Here is a 2,013-nt window from a genome sequence, read left to right as displayed (position 1 = left end):
GGCGTTCGCGCTGTTCTGCGCGGCGCTGGAGATCGCGGTCATCCGGGGGCTCGGGGCGGACGAGTGACGAGCGCCGACAGTCGACCGGGATTCGCGCGTTCGCCCGCCCTGAGCCGCAGATTCGGAAAGAGCGTATCACGGCGGTTGAGGGGGCGCCTTGCCCCGGATCGATCCTCGCCACATCATCCCATCCATGTCGATTCACCTGGACTTGGGTTCCTGCCTCGTGCGGCCGTGGCGGCTCGCGGATGCGGAGGCGCTGGCGCGGAACGCGAATGACCGCCGCGTGTGGCGGAATCTGCGTGACCGGTTTCCGCATCCCTACTCCCGTCAGGACGCGGATTCGTACCTGGCCATCGTAAGCGGGCAGGCGCGGCCCACGTCGTTTGCCATCGAGGTGGAGGGCGAGGCGGCGGGCGGCATCAGCTACGTTCCGCACGACGACGTGGAACGAATCTCCGCGGAGATCGGCTACTGGCTCGGCGCGCCGTTCTGGGGCCGCGGGCTGATGACGCTCGTGGTGCACGCGTTCAGCCGCGCGCTCTTCGCCGCCGATCCCGAGCTGCGCCGCGTGTATGCGGTGCCGTTCGACTGGAACGGCGCGTCGTCGCGCGTGCTGGAAAAGGCGGGCTTCCGGCTGGAGGGGCGGATGCGGCAGAGCGCCATCAAGGACGGCGTCGTGGTGGACCAACTCCTCTACGCGCTCCTCCGTGACGAGGCCGAAGCCCCCAGTCCGCCGTTCTGAAACCCCGTCGGCGAACCCTCGTATTCTGCCCCATCCAAGCATCCACCCTCCAACGTCGATTCCCATGACGAAGAACACGGATTCCGCCACCGGTGCGCGCATTCCCGCCGAGATCGTCCTTCGCTGGGCGGGGATCGCGACCCTCTTTGGCCTTGCCGCGGGGCTCGTGATCGGGATCAGCGCGCTCTCCGCCTGAGCCGGCGGGCGCGGACCCTCCACATCCAGACCGCGCGCGGATGACTCTGACGTACATCATGTTCGGGCTGCTGCTCATTGCTCCGATCGTCGCGGCGTTCCGCGGCGGGCTGGGCGAGTACGGCGTCGCGCTGTTCACGCTGCTTCCCGCCGTGCTGGGCGTGCTCGCCTGGTTCGGGCTGTGGGAAGCCCACCTGACCATCGAGGCGGGACGCGCGCCCGCGGGGCCCGGCCGGATGGCGGAACTGCTCATCGAACTGGGCCGGTTCCGGCTGCCCCTCGTGATCTTTCTGGGGATCATCGTTCTGTCGATGCTGTTCGTGGCGGGTTCCAACGCGCTGGAGGCCGGCCAGGAATCGCGCCGCACGGGGTCGACCCTGCCGACGACCCTCGCGCTCGCCAGCCAGCTTGGGGCAGCGGCCGTAGCGCTCTGGGGCGGATGGGGCCCCGCCGACCCCTCGCGCCTGCTCGCCGTCGCGCTGCTGGTGGCGGCTTCGGTGGCAGCCACGTTCCGCATCATCCCCGAGCCCGACCTTCCGCCCATCCGCGCCGGGAGCCCCCAGGACGGCGGCGCGTCCCAACCCGCCGCCGACGTGTGGAACACCTTCCGGTGAGCGGCATCCCTTCGGGGCGTTGAGGTCGCAGATCAGGGCGGGCTGAGCGAGTGAACTCGCCGCAACAACTGCTCAAAGCCTCACAATACAGCCGTGAGGCTGCGCCGGTGCGAGGGACGGGTCGGCGCCGACCGTCGCCCCCGCGCCGAACAGCTCCCCCTCTCCCGCGGAGCGGGCGGAGCGGGCGGAGGGGGTTGGGGGGAGGGGGCTAGGATTGCCCCGGCTTGGTGGACACCAACATAAGCCCGTAGGTTTACGGGCAGGAGGTGACACATGGCCGAGAAGCGAAGGCAGTTCACGCGCGAGTTCAAACTGGAGGCGGTTCGTCTGATTTCCAGCGGGGAGAGGAAGCTGGAAGAGCTCGCTCGCGATCTGGGCGTGCGGTCGGATATCCTGCGCGGCTGGAAGAAGCAGGCGGAGGGCCGTGCCGGGCTGAAGAACGACGACGTGTTCCCGGGG

At 69.4% G+C, this 2,013-nt stretch carries 4 protein-coding genes; all 4 read left to right on the top strand.

The annotated features are described in order from the left end of the window. The first annotated feature begins 193 nt into the window (after window positions 1–193). On the top strand, window positions 194–745 hold the full coding sequence (locus tag VF665_RS15520; protein WP_331054347.1) for a GNAT family protein: 552 nt from the start codon (window positions 194–196) through the stop codon (window positions 743–745). A 64-nt stretch (window positions 746–809) separates the two neighbouring features. Beyond that, window positions 810–941, top strand: coding sequence for a hypothetical protein (locus VF665_RS15515; RefSeq protein ID WP_331054346.1), 132 nt, complete (start codon window positions 810–812; stop codon window positions 939–941). 40 nt (window positions 942–981) lie between these two features. After that, a complete protein-coding gene (locus VF665_RS15510; protein ID WP_331054345.1) occupies window positions 982–1,554 on the top strand; it encodes a hypothetical protein in 573 nt (190 codons plus the stop codon). A 273-nt stretch (window positions 1,555–1,827) separates the two neighbouring features. Further along, a partial coding sequence (locus VF665_RS15505; protein ID WP_331054344.1) for a transposase occupies window positions 1,828–2,013 on the top strand: 186 nt, incomplete at its 3' end.

This window comes from Longimicrobium sp., assembly GCF_036387355.1.
Taxonomy (GTDB): domain Bacteria; phylum Gemmatimonadota; class Gemmatimonadetes; order Longimicrobiales; family Longimicrobiaceae; genus Longimicrobium.
The sequence above is the reverse complement of the archived record's forward strand: the minus strand, read 5'-3'. Positions and strand labels throughout refer to the sequence as shown.

Bases quoted from the DNA above. Each gene is read 5' to 3' on its own strand.
- VF665_RS15520 (WP_331054347.1), top strand. From the start codon at position 194: ATGTCGATTCACCTGGACTTGGGTTCCTGCCTCGTGCGGCCGTGGCGG.
- VF665_RS15515 (WP_331054346.1), top strand. From the start codon at position 810: ATGACGAAGAACACGGATTCCGCCACCGGTGCGCGCATTCCCGCCGAG.
- VF665_RS15510 (WP_331054345.1), top strand. From the start codon at position 982: ATGACTCTGACGTACATCATGTTCGGGCTGCTGCTCATTGCTCCGATC.